The sequence below is a fragment of the Hydrogenophaga palleronii NBRC 102513 genome (assembly GCF_001571225.1).
Taxonomy (GTDB): domain Bacteria; phylum Pseudomonadota; class Gammaproteobacteria; order Burkholderiales; family Burkholderiaceae_C; genus Hydrogenophaga; species Hydrogenophaga palleronii.
In genome coordinates, this window is sequence record NZ_BCTJ01000031.1 from 1 (window position 1) to 16350 (window position 16350).

The window sequence follows — 16350 nt, forward strand, 5'->3', positions numbered from 1 at the left end:
CAGAGGGAGCGTCCCTTACACCATGCCGGCGCGCACCATGGTCGCGCGCAGCAGGGCGAAGTCCTTGTCCACGAATTCGTCGAACGCCTTGCCGGTCAGCAGGGCCGGTGTCCAGGCGTTCTTCTCGATGGCCGCGGCCCAGGCCTTGCTCTGCGTGGCCTTGACCACCATGGCGGTCAGCGCATCGCGCTGGGCCTGGGTGATGCCGGCGGCGCCATAGACACCGCGCCAGTTGCCGATCTCGACATCGATGCCCTGCTCTTTCAGCGTCGGCACGTCGATGCCCTTGATGCGCTGGCCGGAGGTGATCGCGATCGCGCGCATCTTGCCGCTCTCGATGTACTGCTGGAACTCGCTGTAGCCGCTGCCGCCCACGGTGACGTTGCCACCCAGGATGGCCGCCGTGGCTTCACCGCCACCGCGGAAGGGCACGTAGTTGATCTGCGTGGCGGGCACGCCCACCGACTGCGCGATCTGCGCCGCGGCGATGTGTTCGGTGGCACCGCGCGAACCGCCGCCCCACTTGACGCTGCCCGGGTCTTTCTTGAGCTGGTCGATCACGTCCTTCATGGTCTTGAAGGGCGAGTTGGCGGGCAGCACGAACACGTTGTATTCGGTGGTCAGCCGCGCGATGGGCGTGACCTGCGTGATCGACACCGGCGGCTTGCCGGTGATGATGCCGCCGAGCATCACCGCACCCATCACCATCAGCGCGTTCGGGTCGCCCTTGCTGGCGTTGAAGAACTGGGCCAGGCCGATGGCACCGGCGGCGCCGCCCTTGTTGTCGAACGTGACCGACGAGGCCACGCCCGCATCCCGCATGGCCTCACCCAGGGCGCGGCCGGTGCCGTCCCAGCCTCCACCCGGGTTGGCGGGGATCATGATCTTGATGTTGGCACTGGCCCAGGCGGCACTGGGCAAGGCGCCTGCCGCGGCAAGGGCGGCCAGGGATTTGATGAAGGTATCGCGGCGCATGTCCATCTCCTTGATGTTGGAAAGAATCGGGGCAACCGCCATCTTCTTCCTCCTCACTGTCAGTTGCCTGTCCTTCTGACTGGTGAAAACCCTTGGGTGCGGACCGGGCACGGATAATCGCCCGCCATGAAGCTGCTGCTGATCGAAGACAACGCCACCATGCAGGCCACGCTGCGGCGCAGCTTCGAGCGGCGCGGCATGCAGGTCGTGGGTTGCGAAGACGGCAACCGCGCGCTGGCGCTGTGGCAGGCCAGCCTGCCCGACGTGGTGCTGCTCGACCTGAGCCTGCCGGGCCTCGACGGCCTGGAGGTGCTCTCGCAGGCACGCGCGGCGGGCCTGGCCACGCCGGTGATCGTGCTCACCGCACGCGGCGCCGTGGGCGACCGCATCCTCGGCCTCAACACCGGCGCCGACGACTACATGCCCAAACCGTTCGACCTCGACGAGCTGGAAGCCCGCGTGCGCGCCCTCGTGCGCCGCTCGAGCCCCACCGAACCCACCTGGAACGGCGGGCCCGGCCCCGCCTGGTGCGGCATGCAGGTGGACAAGGACAGCGGCGCGGTGTACCTCAACGGCCAGGCCATGGAACTGGCGCCGCGCGAACTCGCGCTGCTCACCGCCCTGCTCGGCAAACCGGGTTACGCCATCGCCAAGGAGCGCCTGTTCGAGCTCGTGTTTCCTGGCGAGAGCCAGGTGCAGCCAGAGGCCATCGAGGTGGTGGCCTACCGCCTGCGCAAGAAGATCGCCCACACCGGCGCGCAGCTGGTGACGCTGCGCGGCCTGGGCTACCTGCTCAAGGCCGACACCTGAGGGCATACGCGATGGCGAAGCAACTCCAGCGTCCATCGCGCCCGACACGGCCGCGCGGCGTTTCGCTGCGGCGCACGCTGCTGGTCGGCATCCTGCTGCCGGTGTTCGGCTTCGTGCTGATCAACACCGTGGTGCTGTACCGCCAGGCGCTGGCGGCGGCCGATGCCGCCTACGACCGCACGCTGCTGGCCACCGCCAAATCGCTCGGCGAACAACTGCGCGTGACCGGCTCGGGCGACGACGTGCGCATCGAAGCCACCCTGCTCTATTCGGCCCTGGAAGCCTTCGAGGCCGACAACCGCAGCCGCCTCTACTACCGCGTGAGCGGCCTGCAGGGCGAGATGGTTTCGGGCTTTGAAGACATGCCACCCGCGCGCGAAGACACCGGCGGCCGCAACCTCTACGCCGCCCTGGTGCACTTCTACGACGACACCTACCGCGGCGCACCGGTGCGCATGGCGGTGCTGCTGCAACCGGTGTCGGGCGTCTACGAACACGGCCTGGCCACCATCCAGGTGGCCGAGACGCTGGAGCTGCGCCAGACCCTGGCGCGCCAGATCCTGATCGACACGCTGTGGCGCCAAGCCATCCTGGTGATCGTGATCGCGCTGGTGGTGCTGTTCGTGGTGCAGCGCGCCACGCGCCCGGTGCGCGCGCTCAGCCACGCGCTGGGCATGCGCAGCGAGAACGACCTCTCGCCGCTGTCCACCGACGGTGCGCCACGCGAACTGCTGCCCCTGCTCGACGCCACCAACCAGCACATGCAGCGCCTGTCGGACCTGCTGGAGCACCAGAAGCGTTTTGTGCGCGACACCTCGCACCAGCTGCGCACGCCGCTGGCGGTGCTCAAGACCCAGGTGCAGTCGGCACGGCGTGGCGACATGCCGCCTCCGCAGGCGCTGGAAGAGATCGGCCATACGGTGGAACGCGCCACCGAACTCGCCAACCAGATGCTGGCACTGGCCAAGGTCGAACAGCTGCGGCAGGAGATGAGCGCGCCGGTGAACGACTGGGACGAAGTGGTGCGCGCGGTGGCGCTCGACCTGTCGGCCCTGATCGCCGAACGCTCGCTCGATTTTTCGCTCGACACCCAGAGCGCACCGGTACAGGCGCACGAATGGGCGCTGCGCGAGCTCAGCCGCAACCTGCTGCACAACGCGATCAAGAACTCGCCCGTCGGCTCGCGGCTGTCGGTGATGCTGGTGACTGACCGGCACACCGCCGCACTCACCATCGCCGACAGCGGGCCCGGCATCTCGACCGCGCTGCGCCAGCGCCTGTTCCAGCCCTTTGCCATCGACCACCGCCAAGCACCCAGCGCCACCGGCTCCGGCCTGGGCCTGGGCCTGGCAATCTGCCGCGAGATCGTGCTGTCGCTCGACGGCAGCATCGACCTCGACAACCGCATCGAACGCGGCCAGGTACTCGGCCTGGACGCCACCGTGCGCCTGCCCCTCAGCCCACCACAAGCCCCACCATGAGCCACACCGCCAACGATTCCCAGGGCAACAAGGTCCGCCTCGACAAATGGCTGTGGGCCGCGCGTTTCTACAAGACCCGCAGCCTGAGCAGCGAAGCCATCGACAAGGGCCATGTGCGCCTGAACGGCCTGCCGGTCAAAGCCTCACGCGAGCCGAAACCCGGCGACACGCTGGAACTGCGCATCGGCCCCGACACGCGCACCCTGGTCGTGAAGGCCCTGAGCGGTGTGCGCGGCCCGGCCCCCGTGGCCGCCCTGCTCTACGAAGAAACCGCCGCCTCGCTCCTGCGCCGCAGCGAGGCCGCCGAACAGCGCCGGCTCGCCCCCGAACCCGCGCACAGCCAGCCCATGGGGCGGCCCACCAAACGCGACCGGCGCCAGATCGAAGACCTGCGCGGCGCGGCACCGCGCGACGAATGGAATCAGCGCTGGAGCGCGTCCCTCGACGATCCGGACTAGAAGCGGCAACGTGGGAACCGGGCCGGCAACGCGCGAAGTGTCCGCATCAAGAGGCACCGTGGAACGAGCTCCGCCAGGCCACCAGTGCCGTCCCCCCTCGAAGCGCCGAAGGCGCGCAACAGAGGGGGGAAGCCGCGCAGCGGCGCAGGGGGGAGTTCACCCCCTCCTCAAGCCCAGCCACATCACCGTGGCCACCACCAGCAGGCCACCGGCCACCTGCACCGGCGCAATGGACTGCCCGAGGATCGCCCAGGCCAGCACCAGCGCGAAGATCGGTTCGATGTTCATGATGGCCGAGTTGCCCACCACGCCGAGCTTGGGCAACACGGTGAACATGATGGTGAAAGCCGTGCCGTAGAGAAAGGTCAGGCCCAGCAGGCCCCACCAGCCGATGGGCGCGGTGGGCAGCGACAGACCGCCTTGTGCGCCGGCGGCCACCATCGCCATCACGGCCACGATGCCCATGGTGGTGGCGGTGCGCAGCCGGCCATCGAGATCACCCGTCTCGTGTTGCGTGAGCACCAGCGCCAGGCCAAAGGTGGCGGCAGCCGCCAGCGCGAAGCCCACACCCACACCAATCTGCGCCCAGTGGCCCGAGGCCCCCAGGCCGGATGCCGCACCAGATACATCCAGCGCCAGCGCCAGGCCCAGCAGCATCACCGGCATGGCACGCAGCACCCGCGGCTGCGGCCGCTGGCCGTAGAACACACGTGCCCACAACGCCGTCCACAGCGGATAGGTGTTGAACGCCAGCAGCGCCAGCGCCACCGGCAAGCGCGCCACCGAGGCGTACAGGCACAGGCTCTGCACGCCCACCAGCAGGCCGATCATGGGCAAGGCCTTGCGGTGCCGCGCCTGCAACTGCATCGGCACCCGGTAGGCCAGCAGGATGGCGGCGACCACCAGGGCCGTGACGGTGCTGCGAAATGCCACCGCGGTGGCCACGCTCACACCGTGGTCGAAAGCCAGGCGCGCGGCCACGTGGTTGGCGCCCATCATGAAGGCGATGAGCAACAGGGTGGCAAAAGCGGCGCGGCTCAGGCCGGCGCTGGGTGCAGCGGTGGAAGTCATGCCGCGATTGTCGCGGACGCTGTGTCCATACGCTATCGCACCCAGGGTGCCGTCAGCGCAACTGCTGGCCGAACAGGTAAGTCATGTTGACGCGGCGCGCGTCATACCGGTCGACGAAGCGGATGGTGTCGGTCTCGTGGAACAGCGCCGAGTTGAACAGCACGGCGCGGTTGCAGCGGTGCGGCACGGTGACACAGCCCGCCTGGTGCGTGCGCAGAAAGTCGTAGATGCGCGTGCTGTCGGTGTTGTACTGCTCGAAGGTCCAGTCCGCCGGGGCCGGCACGTCGTAGACCTTGAGGCCGCCGCTCTCGGGGTCGAGGTTGTTCTCGCTGGGCGCGATCCAGAAATTCAGGTTGACCTTGGCGAAATCGGCGTGCACGTTGATGCCACGCGTCATGGTGGGCTCGTACTTGAAGCCCCACAGCTGCGTGAGCAGGTAGTCCTTGAACACGCGCGGCATGCGCTGCCTGAGTTCACGCGCGAGCTGCAGGTGCAGGGGGCTGTTGAAGCCGCGGTTGGCAAATGCGCCGAGGTAGCTGTTGGCGTACTCGCCGTGCCACACGCGCGAGCCGTGGGCGAAATCCTGAAAGGCCTTCAGCGCCGGCTCGGCAAGGAAATGGTCGATGGTCAGGATCTCGGGCGTGCCCGCCAGGTAGGCCTCTTCCAGCGCCGGCCAGTCATTGGCCGGGTTCAGCACATCGGGCAGCATGGCGGGCATGGGATGCATCCATGGCGTGCACAGAAACTCCTGCATGCGCGCGAACTCGCCCGGCGAGACGCGCACACTGCCCGGCACCTCGCCCGCGTTCGTTTGCGGCAGCAGGGCTTGCGCGGTCTTCAGGAACGCACCCAGGCCAGGCACGGCATGGCCGTGGGCCTGCAGCCACTCGGCCTGCTGCACGTCGTGCCGCAGCCTGAAGCCCGTCAGTGTGAAAGCGGTGCGCTGCAAGGCGGGTGCGCGGTACGTGCTCTGCAGGTACACGGCCAGGCTCTGGTGCCCGGCTTCGATGACTCGCGCCGTGTCCACGCTGTCGCTGAGCACCGTGGCCGCGAGGTTGGTGTGGGCCTGCACCATGGCGGGCTCCAGCTGCAGGGCTTTCTCGAAACTCGCAATGGCTTCGGCGGTGCGGTCCAGCAGCTTGAGCGCGTTGCCACGCTCCACCCAGGCCGGGGCATGCTGCGCCCGCGCCGCGATGGCGCGCTCGGCCGCGGCCAGCGCATCGGCGTATCGCGCCTGCTCGCACAACGCATTGGCGAGGTTGCACAGCACCACCGCGTTCTGCGGCTCCACCTGCAGCGCGCGTTCGTAGCTATCCAGTGCGTCGGCCGTGCGGCCCAGGCGCTGCAGCACGTTGCCGCGGTTGGCGAGCAAGGCCACGTGCAACGGTTGCGCCTGCAGGGCCTGCTCAAAACAGCGCAGCGCCTCGTCGGGCTCCTGCCGCTTCTTGTGCAGCAAGCCCAGGTTGATCGCGATATCGGCATCGTCTGGCCTCAATGCAAACGCCTGCTGGTACGCCGCCAGCGCCTCGCTCTCGCGCCCCAGCTGCTGCAAGGTGAAGGCCAGGTTGTTCTGCGCGTCGGTGTTCTGCGGCTGCGCCTGCACCGCGGCACCGAAGTGCACCGCCGCACGTTCGATCTGCCCGGCTTGCGACTCCAGCAGGCCGAGGTGGTAACGCACCGTGAAATCTGCGGGTTGTTGGCGCAGCATCCCTTCGTACAAGGTGCGCGCGTTGTCGAGCATGCCCTGTGAATGGAAGTGCACCGCCAGTCGCATCTGGTCGGCGGTCGCGAGAGAAGTGTTCATCGCAGAGTCCTTGACGGCATAACAGTCCCCGCCGGGCACAGCGGAACACAAAAACAAAAAAGCCCCACTGCCATCGGCGGTGGGGCTTGGTGTTCAGGGCCCGCGTTGGGTGCCTGGCAATACTGGCGGAGTGAGAGGGATTCGAACCCTCGATGAGGCTCTACACCCCATACTCCCTTAGCAGGGGAGCACCTTCGGCCACTCGGTCATCACTCCGGAAGCTGCGTATTATGCCTCAACTTCGAGGCACTTCCGCCCTCAAATGCACTCAGGCGACGATGGTGTCGGCGGCCTGGTCCAGATCGAACTCGCGGTGCAGCGAACGCACCGCCAGCTCCATGTACTTTTCGTCGATCACGACCGAGGTCTTGATCTCCGAGGTGGAGATCATCTGGATGTTGATGCCCTCCACGCTCAGGCACTTGAACATGCGGCTGGCCACACCCACGTGGCTGCGCATGCCGATGCCGACGATGCTGACCTTGCAGATGCGCGTATCGCCCACCACCTCGTCAGCGCCCAACAAGGGCACGACCTTGCTCTTGAGCAGGTCCAGCGTGCGCTGGAACTCGTTGCGATGCACCGTGAAGCTGAAGTCGGTTTTGCCATCCCGGCTCAGGTTCTGGATGATCACATCGACCTCGATGTTGGCATCGGCCACCGCGCCCAGGATCTGGTAGGCGATGCCGGGGGTGTCGGGCACGCCGAGCACCGAAATCTTGGCTTCGTCGCGGTTGAAGGCAATGCCGGAAACGACGGCTTGTTCCATGTCTTCGTCTTCCTCAAAAGTGATCAGGGTGCCGGAGGCGGCTTCTTCATTCAGGTCGATGTCCCAGGGCGTGAAGCTGGAGAGCACGCGCATGGGCACCTTGTACTTGCCGGCGAATTCCACCGAGCGGATCTGCAGCACCTTGCTGCCCATGCTGGCCATTTCCAGCATCTCTTCAAAGCTCACGCGCAGCAGGCGCCGGGCTTCAGGCACGACACGCGGGTCGGTGGTGTACACGCCGTCGACGTCGGTGTAGATCAGGCATTCGGCCGCCTTGAGCGCAGCCGCCACGGCCACCGCCGAGGTGTCGCTGCCGCCGCGGCCGAGCGTGGTGATGTGGCCTTGCGGGTCCACGCCCTGGAAGCCGGTGACGATGACCACCTTGCCAGCGTCGAGATCCCCGCGGATGCGCACGTCGTCGATCGATTCGATGCGCGCCTTGGTGAATGCGCTGTTGGTCTTGATCGGCACCTGCCAGCCGGCATAGCTCACCGCGCCCACGCCTTCGGCCTGCAGGGCGATCGCGAGCAATGCCGACGAGGCCTGCTCGCCGGTGGAGGCCAGCATGTCGAGCTCGCGGGTGTAGGCGCTGTCGGTGCTGCTCGGGGCCAGTTCCTTGGCCAGGCCGAGCAGGCGGTTGGTTTCACCGCTCATGGCGCTGGGCACGACCACGATCTGGTTGCCGGCGCGGTGCCATTTGGCCACGCGTTTGGCCACGTTGCGAATGCGCTCGGTCGACCCCATGGAGGTGCCGCCGTACTTGTGAACTATCAAGGCCATCGGGAGGGTTTGGATTGGGTTGGTTGCGGCCGCGCAAACCGGCTCTGCGCGACGTGCCAGGGCCTCAGAGGCCCGAAAGGCAACCGCGAATTATATCGGCGCGGCGTAGCGCAGGCGCTCACCGTCGCGCGTCACGAAACCGCTGGCCACCTTGAGGTGGATGCGGTGGCCACGCGTGGTGCAGGCGGCGACCTGGTCCAGCAGGGCGTCCAGCTGCGCGGCGCTGGCCGCCGCCCCCGCCGTGCCACGCAACCAGTGGCGCAGCGCATTGGCCTGGCGCTCGCGCGAGAGGCATTGCAACGCGGCCAGCGCGGGCGGCGTGCCGGTGGCAGCGAGGTCGATGGTGGCCAGCTCGTCGAGCAGGCGCTGCGCCTGGGCAGCGTGCGCGGCGCTGCGCGCCAGCATGGGCCGAAAGCCGGGAAAGCTCGCCTCCCAGGCCGGCAGCAACAGCGCGCGGATGCGGTTGCGCGTGAAGCGCTGGTCATCGTTGCTCGGGTCGTCCACGAAGGCATGGCCGGCGGCCAGCAACCAGGCGCGCAAGTCGGCCGACGGCAGCGCCAGCAGCGGGCGGCCGAACAGCGTGCCGTGGCGCTCGAAACGTTCGGGCATGGCGGCCAGGCCGGGCAGCCCGGCGCCGCGGCTGAGCGCGAGCAGCACGGTTTCGGCCTGGTCGTCGGCATGCTGGCCAAGCAGCACGCCGGCCGCGCCCAGTTGCTGCGCCAGCTGCGCCAGCGCGCGGTAACGCGCCTGCCGCGCGGCGTCTTCGGGGCTCTGGCGCGGAGCGTGGGTGGCGTTGACACGGGCCTCTTCAAAGCGCACGCCCAGCGTGGCGCAGAAGGCGCGGGCATGTGCAGAGAAGCCGTCGGCAGCGGCCTGCAGTCCGTGGTGCACGTGCAGCGCCACCACCCGGCCGGGCCAGCGCTGCTGCGCGGCCAGCAGCAGCGCCGTGGAGTCGGCACCGCCGCTGAAGGCAATGGCCACCGGCGCGGTGACCGGCGCATCGAAGCCGCCGCAACGCCCGCACCATGCGGCCAACGCCTGTTCACAGGGGTTGGCGGGTGCGAGCGGGGTGCTCACCTCAGCGCTTGTCCTTGCTGTCGGCCTTGGTGTCGGTGAAGCGGCCATAGCTGTTCAGGCGCGCATAGCGCCGGTCCACCAGCTCCTTGACCTTGAGGTCGGCCACCTGGCGCCAGGCGTCGGCCAGGCCACGCTTGAGGAAGGCCGCCATCTGCTTGTGGTCGCGGTGTGCACCACCGACCGGCTCGTTAACGATCTTGTCGACCAGGCCCAGGGCCTTGAGGCGGTGGGCCGTGATGCCCAGCGCGTCGGCGGCTTCGCTGGCGCGATCGCTGGTCTTCCAGAGAATGGAAGCACAGCCCTCCGGGCTGATCACCGAGTACACCGAGTACTGCAGCATCAGCACCTGGTCGGCCACCGCGATGGCCAGCGCACCGCCCGAACCACCTTCACCGATGATGGTGGAGATGATGGGCACCTCGAGCTGGGCCATTTCGAAGATGTTGCGGCCGATGGCTTCGGACTGGCCACGTTCTTCGGCGTCGATACCGGGGTAGGCACCGGGCGTGTCGACGAAGGTGAACACCGGCAGCTTGAACTTTTCGGCCAGCTTCATCAGCCGCAGGGCCTTGCGGTAACCCTCCGGCTTGGTCATGCCGAAGTTGCGCAGGCCACGTTCCTTGGTGTCTCGCCCTTTTTGCTGGCCCAGCACCATGCAGGGCTGGCCATTGAAGCGCGCCAGACCACCAACGATGCTCAGGTCGTCGGCAAAGTGGCGGTCTCCATGCAGCTCCTGGAAGTGCGTGAAGATTTCGCGCACGTAGTCCAGCGTGTAGGGCCGGTCCGCGTGGCGCGCGATCTTGGTGATCTGCCACGGCGTGAGGCTGCTGTAGATGTCCTTAGTCAGCTGCAGGCTCTTCCCTGCCAGCTGTTCGATCTCTTCCGAGATATCCACCGCGGATTCCGTCTGCACATAACGCAGTTCTTCGATCTTGGTTTCGAGCTCGGCAATGGGTTGCTCAAAATCCAGAAAATTCTTTTTGGCCAAGGTGTACTCCTTTGGTCTTGTTTGCGAGGACATCCCCGTGGAACGGGGCCGCTCAATAACTGACCGGCAGCGGGTCGAGCGAGCGCCAAATATACCAAGTCGCCACGCTGCAGAAAGGCGCCCAGGAGTTGGCCACTTCGCGGATCTCGCTGCGGCTCACCGGTTCGCCCGAAAAGTATGCACGGCTGATACCGGCTTGCAAACCAACGTCGTCCAGCGGTAGTACGTTTGGCCGCATCAAATGGAAGATCAGGAACATCTCTGCCGTCCATCGGCCGATGCCGCGGATCGCCACCAGCTCCGCAATGATGGCCTCGTCGTCCATCTGCGACCAGCTCTTCACGTGCACTTGGTCGTTGGCGAAATGCAGTGCCAGATCCACCAGATATTCGACCTTGCGCGCCGAGAGCCCGGCCGCGCGCATGTCGTCCACCTTGAGCTTGAGCACCTGCGCCGGCACCATCTTCTTTGGCAGCTTTTCGAAACGATCCCACACCGACTGCGCCGCCTTCACCGAGATCTGCTGGCCGACGATGCTGCGCGCCAGGGTGACGAAGGCGTCACCGCGCGACTGCAGGCAGACACCGGCATGCGCTGGAATGAGTTTTTTCATCACCCGGTCGCGCTTCATCAGGTGACGGCATGCTTCCGCCCAATAGTCGGGCGCATTGGGCACGGGGGGCAGCGCCGCGGCGACCATCAATTGCGCTCCCAGGTGGTGCCGGAGGGGCCGTCCTTGAGCACCACGCCTTGTGCCAGCAGGTCCTGGCGGATGCGGTCGGCCGCAGCAAAGTCCTTGCCCTGCTTCGCCGCCACGCGTTGTGCGATCAGGTCGAGGATGCTGGCCTCGTCCAGACCACCTTCGGCACCGCCTTGCAGGTAGGCCATGGGATCGTCCTGCAGCAGGCCGAGCGTGCCGCCAAGCGCACGCAGCAGGCCGGCAGCCGCCGCATCCTTGCTGCGGTTGACTTCGCTGGCCAGCTCGAACAGCACGGCGATGGCTTCGGGCGTGCCGAAGTCCTCGTCCATCGCGGCACGAAAACGTCTGGCGTGCGGCTGCTCCCAGTCGATCTGCTGCAGCGGTGCGGGTGGCACCAGCGAGAGCGCGGTGTACAGGCGCTTGAGCGCGCCGCGTGCATCGTCCAGATGGGCATCGCTGTAATTCAGTGCGCTGCGGTAATGGGCGCGCACGATGAAGAAGCGCACCGTCTCAGGGTCGTACTTGGCCAGCACTTCGCGGATGGTGAAGAAGTTGCCCAGGCTCTTGGACATCTTCTCGTTGTCCACGCGCACGAAGCCGTTGTGGACCCAGAAGTTCGCCAGCGGTTTGCCGGTGGCGCCCTCGCTCTGCGCGATCTCGTTCTCGTGGTGCGGGAACTGCAGGTCGGCACCACCACCGTGGATGTCGAAGCTCTCACCCAGCGTGCTGCAGCTCATGGCCGAGCACTCGATGTGCCAGCCCGGCCGACCGGCGCCGTAGGCACTGGGCCATTGGGCTTCGGCGGGCTCGTCGGCCTTGGCCGATTTCCAGAGCACGAAGTCCAGCGGGTCGTGCTTGTCGCTGTCCACCACCACGCGCTCACCGGCGCGCAGGTCGTCGAGCGACTTGCCCGAGAGCTTGCCGTAACCGGGGAACTTGCGCACCGCGTAGTTCACGTCGCCGTTCTCGGCCTGGTAGGCCAGGCCCTTTTGCTGCAGGGTGCCGATCAGCGACAGCATCTGCGGCACGTACTCGGTGGCGCGCGGCTCCAGGCTGGGTGGCTCGATGCCGAGCGCGCCGATGTCCTGGTGCATGGCGGCGGTCATCTCGTCGGTCAGGGCACGCAGCGTGATGCCACGCTCCAGCGCGCGCTTGATGATCTTGTCGTCGATGTCGGTGATGTTGCGCACGTAGGTGACGCGGTAGCCGCTGACCTTGAGCCAGCGCTGCACCACGTCGAAGGCCATCATCATGCGTGCGTGACCGATGTGGCACAGGTCGTAGATCGTCATGCCGCAGACGTACATGCGCACGTGGCCGGGCTCGATGGTCTGGAACGTCTCCAGCTGACGCGTCAGGGTGTTGTGGATTTTCAGGGTCATGAAGCGGCAGCGGGCGCAGAAATCGGAACGGACGTGGGGCACCAGCGGGCGACGTCGGCAGACCCCGCAGACACCCCCGTCACAGCGGCTCCTGCGGGTGTTCCATGTGGTCTGGCGCGGCCATGGAACTGGACCCCTCAGATACAATCCGCCAGTATATCCAGCCCGTTGGCGCGTTCACGCGCGCTGTCGATCAACGTTTCACTGGCCCATCCGGATGGATGCCCAGGCTCGCTTTCGAGGTCCCATGTCCCACCCCGAGAAATCACAGCCCGCCGTTGGCACCCCCTTCGCAGCCCACCGCGCCGGCCAACGCCTGCGACAACTGAGCTGCGCCGTGCTGATCGCCGTGGGCATGGGCGGCTCGCTGTCCTGGGCACAGGCCGATGAATACGGCGAGGTCAACCGCCTGGTGCGCTCCGGCCAGTACAACGAGGCCATGCTCAAGGCCGACCAGTACCTCACGGGCAAACCGCGTGACCCGCAGATGCGTTTCCTCAAGGGCGTGATCCAGACCGAAAGCGGCAAGGCCACCGACGCCATCGCCACCTTCGCCAAGCTCACCGAGGACTACCCGGAACTGCCCGAGCCCTACAACAACCTGGCCGTGCTGTACGCAAGCCAGAGCCAGTTCGACAAGGCGCGCGCCGCCCTCGAAATGGCGATCCGCACCAACCCGAGCTACGCCACCGCACACGAGAACCTGGGTGACGTCTACGCCAAGCTGGCCAGCCAGGCCTACAGCAAGGCGCTGCAGCTCGATGGCAGCAACCCGGCCGTGGCACCCAAGCTCAGCCTGATCCGCAACCTGTTCGCCGGCGACACGCGCAGCGCACCGGCATCAGCCCGTGCACCTGCTCCTGCCGTGGCAGCGGCGCCGCCCGCACCTGCACCCGCCCCGGCGCCTGCTGCAGCTCCGGCCCCAACGCCCTCGGCCGCGCCGGCCCCTGCGGTCGCCGCAGCGCCGGCACCGGCACCGACCGACACCGCCCAGCGCGACGTCGAAACCGCCGTGACCGCATGGGCCAAGGCCTGGTCGTCGAAGAACATGTCCGGCTACCTGGGCGCCTACGGCCCGGCCTTCAAGCCGCCGGGCGGCCAGGCGCGTGCCGCCTGGGAAGCCGAACGCCGCTCGCGCATCGAACCACGCTCGCGCATCGGCGTGAACGTCAGCGACCTGAACATCACCACCAATGGCGACCGTGCCACCGCACGCTTCCGCCAGGACTACACCTCCGACACCCTGAACGTCACCAGCCGCAAAACCCTCGATCTGGTCAAGAGCGGCAACCGCTGGCTGATCGTTCGGGAATCCACGGGCTCTTGATGGGCAGCAGGCGGTTTGCGCAACGGGGCCACGCCGGCCTCGCGTCCGAGCTGATGGGCTCACGCAGCCACAGCCCGGCCCGCCGCAGACCGTCGGGGCGCACGGTGGTGGCAGCCGCTGTCGCCGCCGTGGCGCTGCTGTATGGGGTGTCGCTGCTGCGCAGTGGCGACAAGGCGGCGCCCAGGCAGGTGGTGGAAACACTGTCGCTCTCGCCGCAGCCTGCAACACCCGCCGTCCCCACGCCTTCGCTGATCGACAGCGCCCTGGCCAAGGTACAGGACGTGGCGCTCAGCCTGACCGGCGCACCGCCCTCTTCCGGCCTCAGCGTGGTGCACCTGACGGACGAACGCCTGCAACAGGCCAGGCCCCTGATGGGCCAGGCCGAGGCACGGCTGATCCAGATCTACCAGCTCATCAGCCAGGCGCGCCACCGCGAGGCGCTGGCGCAGGCCGAAGCGCTGGTACGTGACCACCCCAACTTCCAGCTCGCGCAACTGGTGCTGGGCGACCTGCTGAGCCTGCAGACCCGGCCGCTGCGCCGGCTCGGCGACGTGACCGACTCCAGCCAGGCCAATTCGGAGCAGCTCGGCATCCTGCGCGAAGAATCGCGCCGCCGCCTGCAGGCCCTCACCGAACGCCCGCCCGAAGGCAGCGTGCCGACGCAGTTCCTCACGCTGTCGGCGCAGAGCCGCCACGCCATCGCCATCGACGCCTCGCGCTCGCGGCTCTACCTGTTCGAAAACCTGAACCCGGCACGCTCCTCCGGCGGCGTGGACCGCACGCCACGCCTCAAGCTGCTGGGCGACTACTACATCTCGGTCGGCATCTCGGGCATCGAGAAAACGGTCGAAGGCGACAAGCGCACGCCGCTGGGCGTTTACTACATCACCAGCACACTCAACCCGGCCGACCTGCCCGACCTGTACGGCGTGGGCGCCCTGCCGATCAACTACCCCAACGCACTCGACCTGCAGCGCGGCAAGACCGGCAGCGGCATCTGGCTGCACGGCACGCCGACCGAGCAGTTCGTGCGCGCACCGCAGGCCTCCGACGGCTGCGTGGTGCTCTCCAACCCCGACCTGCAACGCCTGCTGGCCACGGTGCAGATCCGCACCACGCCAGTGGTCATCGCCGAATCCCTGCAGTGGGTGCAACCCACGGCCTTGGCAAGCGAGCGCGAGCAGTTCGAAGCCGTGCTCGACGCCTGGCGGCGCACCCGCAGCGAAGGCCGGCTGGACGAACTGAAGGGCTTCTATTCCAGCCGCTTCCAGAACCAGGGCCGCGATCTGGCCCAATGGTGGCCACGCGTCGAGAACGAACTGCGGGCCAACGGCGGTCGTGAGCTGGCCATGAAAGACCTGTCCGTGCTGCGCTGGCACGATCAGGACGACACCATGGTGGTCACCTTCGGTGAAGTCGCCGCCGGCCAGAGCCGCGGCGTGACCAAGCGCCAGTACTGGGTGCGCGAACAAGACCGCTGGACCATCTTTTTTGAAGGAACGATCTGATGACGACATCCCAACGCACTCCCCTGCGCCGCCGCGCAGCGATCGGCCTGATGGCGCTGGCCAGCGCCGGCGCGATGCTGCTGCCGATGGCCGCCCAGGCCCAGGCCGGCGCCGCACCACGCGTCAAGCTCAACACCTCGGCCGGTGACATCGTGATCGAGCTCTACCCCGACAAGGCGCCCAAGACGGTCGCCAACTTCCTGCAGTACGTGGAAGACAAGCACTACGACGGCACGGTCTTCCACCGCGTCATCAGCAACTTCATGGTGCAGGGTGGTGGCTTCGACGCCAGCTACAAACAAAAGCCCACGCGCCCGCCGGTGCCGCACGAAGGCCAGGCCGCGCTGGCCGCCGGTGGTCCGCGCAACGTGGTCGGCACGGTCGCCATGGCGCGCACCAACGACCCGCAATCGGCCTCCTCGCAGTTTTTCATCAACGTCGCAGACAACGCCTTTCTCGATCCCACCCCGATCCCGCCCGGCGACCCGGTGCCGCAGTTCGAGTACCGTGGCAAGACCTACAAGGACGTGCCACGCGCCAGCCTGCTCAACGCCGGCGAGCTCTACGGCTACACCGTGTTCGGCAAAGTGGTTGCCGGCATGGACGTGGTGAACAAGATCAAAGCCACTCCCACCGGCGCCGGCGGTCCTTTCCCGACCGACGTGCCCAAAACCCCCATCACCATCCTCAAAGCCACCCTGGAGAAATGACCATGGCCAACCCCCAAGTCGAACTGCACATTGCCGGACACGGCGTCATCACGCTGGAACTCGACGCTGAAAAAGCGCCCCTGTCCACCGCCAACTTCCTCGCCTACGTCAACAAGGGCCACTACAACAACACGGTGTTCCACCGCGTGATCCCCGGCTTCATGGTGCAAGGCGGCGGCTTCGAACCCGGCATGACGCAAAAGCCCACCGCCGATGCCATCGCCAACGAAGCCAACAATGGCCTGAAGAACGACACCTACACCGTGGCCATGGCGCGCACCAGCGACCCGCACTCGGCCACCGCCCAGTTCTTCATCAACGTCTCCAACAACGGCTTCCTCAACCACACCGCACCGAGCGCACAGGGCTGGGGTTATGCGGTGTTCGGCAAGGTGGTCTCGGGCGCCGATATCGTGAAGAAGATCGAAGGCGTGCCGACCGGCCGCAAGGGCTTCCACGACGACGTGCCGAAGGACGACGTCGTGATCGAAAAAGCCGTCGCGCTGTGAT

General features: G+C 67.2%; 15 protein-coding genes and 1 tRNA gene. 7 read left to right on the plus strand and 9 right to left on the minus strand.

Features of this window, described 5'->3' with window-relative positions:
• Positions 1-15: 15 nt before the first annotated feature.
• Positions 16-975 carry a tripartite tricarboxylate transporter substrate binding protein gene (locus HPA01S_RS17755; protein ID WP_066272111.1) on the minus strand — a complete coding sequence of 320 codons (960 nt, stop codon included), beginning with the start codon at positions 973-975 and terminating at the stop codon, positions 16-18.
• 126 nt (positions 976-1101) lie between these two features.
• Between HPA01S_RS17755 and HPA01S_RS17760 the strand changes: the two genes are divergently transcribed.
• The 3 genes from HPA01S_RS17760 to HPA01S_RS17770 are packed head-to-tail and all read left to right on the plus strand — an operon-like array spanning position 1102 to position 3724.
• Positions 1102-1785 (plus strand): response regulator transcription factor, encoded by a 684-nt coding sequence (locus HPA01S_RS17760; RefSeq protein WP_066272112.1) that lies wholly within the window; start codon positions 1102-1104, stop codon positions 1783-1785.
• A gap of 11 nt (positions 1786-1796) precedes the next feature.
• Positions 1797-3266: a sensor histidine kinase gene (locus tag HPA01S_RS17765; protein WP_066272113.1), complete on the plus strand. Its 1470-nt coding sequence runs from the start codon at positions 1797-1799 to the stop codon at positions 3264-3266.
• Complete coding sequence (locus HPA01S_RS17770; RefSeq protein ID WP_066272114.1) at positions 3263-3724, plus strand: RNA-binding S4 domain-containing protein; 462 nt, start codon at positions 3263-3265, stop codon at positions 3722-3724. Before HPA01S_RS17765 ends, HPA01S_RS17770 begins: the two co-directional genes overlap by 4 nt.
• Before the next feature lie 156 nt (positions 3725-3880).
• Here HPA01S_RS17770 and HPA01S_RS17775 read toward each other — a convergent pair whose 3' ends face one another.
• From HPA01S_RS17775 to cysS, 8 genes are all read right to left on the minus strand, one after another.
• Positions 3881-4795 (minus strand): DMT family transporter, encoded by a 915-nt coding sequence (locus HPA01S_RS17775; RefSeq protein ID WP_066272115.1) that lies wholly within the window; start codon positions 4793-4795, stop codon positions 3881-3883.
• 52 nt (positions 4796-4847) lie between these two features.
• Positions 4848-6599, minus strand: a complete 1752-nt coding sequence (locus tag HPA01S_RS17780) for a tetratricopeptide repeat protein (RefSeq protein WP_084360792.1) — start codon at positions 6597-6599, stop codon at positions 4848-4850.
• Between the two features lie 123 nt (positions 6600-6722).
• Positions 6723-6815 (minus strand) — tRNA-Ser (locus tag HPA01S_RS17785).
• A gap of 52 nt (positions 6816-6867) precedes the next feature.
• Complete coding sequence (locus HPA01S_RS17790) at positions 6868-8148, minus strand: aspartate kinase (protein ID WP_066272117.1); 1281 nt, start codon at positions 8146-8148, stop codon at positions 6868-6870.
• A gap of 90 nt (positions 8149-8238) precedes the next feature.
• A complete protein-coding gene (tilS, locus tag HPA01S_RS17795; protein WP_066272118.1) occupies positions 8239-9225 on the minus strand; it encodes a tRNA lysidine(34) synthetase TilS in 987 nt (328 codons plus the stop codon).
• Between the two features lies 1 nt (position 9226).
• Positions 9227-10213 (minus strand): acetyl-CoA carboxylase carboxyltransferase subunit alpha, encoded by a 987-nt coding sequence (locus tag HPA01S_RS17800; protein ID WP_066272119.1) that lies wholly within the window; start codon positions 10211-10213, stop codon positions 9227-9229.
• A 52-nt stretch (positions 10214-10265) separates the two neighbouring features.
• On the minus strand, positions 10266-10913 hold the full coding sequence (locus tag HPA01S_RS17805; RefSeq protein ID WP_066272120.1) for a DNA-3-methyladenine glycosylase family protein: 648 nt from the start codon (positions 10911-10913) through the stop codon (positions 10266-10268).
• Positions 10913-12295: a cysteine--tRNA ligase gene (gene cysS, locus HPA01S_RS17810; protein ID WP_066272121.1), complete on the minus strand. Its 1383-nt coding sequence runs from the start codon at positions 12293-12295 to the stop codon at positions 10913-10915. The genes HPA01S_RS17805 and cysS overlap by 1 nt, the downstream gene beginning before the upstream one ends.
• Positions 12296-12542: 247 nt before the next feature.
• Between cysS and HPA01S_RS17815 the strand changes: the two genes are divergently transcribed.
• The 4 genes from HPA01S_RS17815 (at position 12543) to HPA01S_RS17830 (ending at position 16349) form a co-directional block, all read left to right on the plus strand.
• Positions 12543-13622, plus strand: coding sequence for a nuclear transport factor 2 family protein (locus HPA01S_RS17815; protein WP_157085083.1), 1080 nt, complete (start codon positions 12543-12545; stop codon positions 13620-13622).
• Positions 13623-13729: 107 nt separating this feature from the next.
• Positions 13730-15130: a L,D-transpeptidase family protein gene (locus HPA01S_RS17820; RefSeq protein WP_245638696.1), complete on the plus strand. Its 1401-nt coding sequence runs from the start codon at positions 13730-13732 to the stop codon at positions 15128-15130.
• Positions 15130-15840: a peptidylprolyl isomerase gene (locus tag HPA01S_RS17825; RefSeq protein WP_066272122.1), complete on the plus strand. Its 711-nt coding sequence runs from the start codon at positions 15130-15132 to the stop codon at positions 15838-15840. The genes HPA01S_RS17820 and HPA01S_RS17825 overlap by 1 nt, the downstream gene beginning before the upstream one ends.
• A 2-nt stretch (positions 15841-15842) precedes the next feature.
• Positions 15843-16349: a peptidylprolyl isomerase gene (locus tag HPA01S_RS17830; RefSeq protein WP_066272123.1), complete on the plus strand. Its 507-nt coding sequence runs from the start codon at positions 15843-15845 to the stop codon at positions 16347-16349.
• Position 16350 lies beyond the last annotated feature (1 nt).

What these genes read in the sequence shown, in the direction of transcription:
- HPA01S_RS17755 (WP_066272111.1), bottom strand. Translation starts at nt 975, where the DNA reads ATGCGCCGCGATACCTTCATCAAATCCCTGGCCGCCCTTGCCGCGGCA.
- HPA01S_RS17760 (WP_066272112.1), top strand. Translation starts at nt 1,102, where the DNA reads ATGAAGCTGCTGCTGATCGAAGACAACGCCACCATGCAGGCCACGCTG.
- HPA01S_RS17765 (WP_066272113.1), top strand. Translation starts at nt 1,797, where the DNA reads ATGGCGAAGCAACTCCAGCGTCCATCGCGCCCGACACGGCCGCGCGGC.
- HPA01S_RS17770 (WP_066272114.1), top strand. Translation starts at nt 3,263, where the DNA reads ATGAGCCACACCGCCAACGATTCCCAGGGCAACAAGGTCCGCCTCGAC.
- HPA01S_RS17775 (WP_066272115.1), bottom strand. Translation starts at nt 4,795, where the DNA reads ATGACTTCCACCGCTGCACCCAGCGCCGGCCTGAGCCGCGCCGCTTTT.
- HPA01S_RS17780 (WP_084360792.1), bottom strand. Translation starts at nt 6,599, where the DNA reads ATGAACACTTCTCTCGCGACCGCCGACCAGATGCGACTGGCGGTGCAC.
- HPA01S_RS17790 (WP_066272117.1), bottom strand. Translation starts at nt 8,148, where the DNA reads ATGGCCTTGATAGTTCACAAGTACGGCGGCACCTCCATGGGGTCGACC.
- HPA01S_RS17805 (WP_066272120.1), bottom strand. Translation starts at nt 10,913, where the DNA reads ATGGTCGCCGCGGCGCTGCCCCCCGTGCCCAATGCGCCCGACTATTGG.
- cysS (WP_066272121.1), bottom strand. Translation starts at nt 12,295, where the DNA reads ATGACCCTGAAAATCCACAACACCCTGACGCGTCAGCTGGAGACGTTC.
- HPA01S_RS17815 (WP_157085083.1), top strand. Translation starts at nt 12,543, where the DNA reads ATGTCCCACCCCGAGAAATCACAGCCCGCCGTTGGCACCCCCTTCGCA.
- HPA01S_RS17825 (WP_066272122.1), top strand. Translation starts at nt 15,130, where the DNA reads ATGACGACATCCCAACGCACTCCCCTGCGCCGCCGCGCAGCGATCGGC.
- HPA01S_RS17830 (WP_066272123.1), top strand. Translation starts at nt 15,843, where the DNA reads ATGGCCAACCCCCAAGTCGAACTGCACATTGCCGGACACGGCGTCATC.